Source organism: Pseudomonas japonica (assembly GCF_013522925.1).
In the GTDB taxonomy this organism is placed as follows: domain Bacteria; phylum Pseudomonadota; class Gammaproteobacteria; order Pseudomonadales; family Pseudomonadaceae; genus Aquipseudomonas; species Aquipseudomonas japonica_A.
Genome location: NZ_JAAMQU010000046.1, coordinates 1 through 456, shown reverse-complemented (window position 1 = coordinate 456; position 456 = coordinate 1). Strand labels below are relative to the sequence as shown.

At 64.5% G+C, this 456-nt stretch carries 1 protein-coding gene; it reads right to left on the bottom strand.

Annotation, left to right across the window (positions count from 1 at the left end; genetic code table 11):
* Nucleotides 1-456, bottom strand: a 456-nt coding sequence (locus tag G7016_RS24805) for a VCBS domain-containing protein (protein ID WP_181118408.1), incomplete at both ends; no start/stop codon positions are given.

Below are 456 nucleotides of genomic sequence, written 5' to 3'. Positions count from 1 at the left end.
GGGTGAAGCCTGGAACCTTGTCGGCCGAAGTCTGGCTGAACACCAGCGTGGCAGTTTCACCGCTGTCGGCGTCGGTCGCGGTCAGCGTGCCGGAAGCAAGGGAGCTGTCCTCGACGACGGTGGCCTTGCCAGCGACGGCGCTGGTGGTGATTTCAGGCACATCGTTGGTGCCGGTCACGGTAACGGTCAGCGTCTGGGGAGCACTGGACACACCCTGGGCGTCGGTGGCGACGTACTGGATGTTGTAGCTCGTGCTCTGACCGACAGCTAGGTGCTGGTAGGCCGCATTGCTCGGGTCGAGCGTCCAGCTGCCGTCGGTGTTCAGGGTAAAGCCTGGAACCTTGTCGGCCGAAGTCTGGCTGAACACCAGCGTGGCAGTTTCACCGCTGTCGGCGTCGGTCGCGGTCAGCGTGCCGGAAGCAAGGGGGCTGTCCTCGACGATGGTGGCCTTGCTGT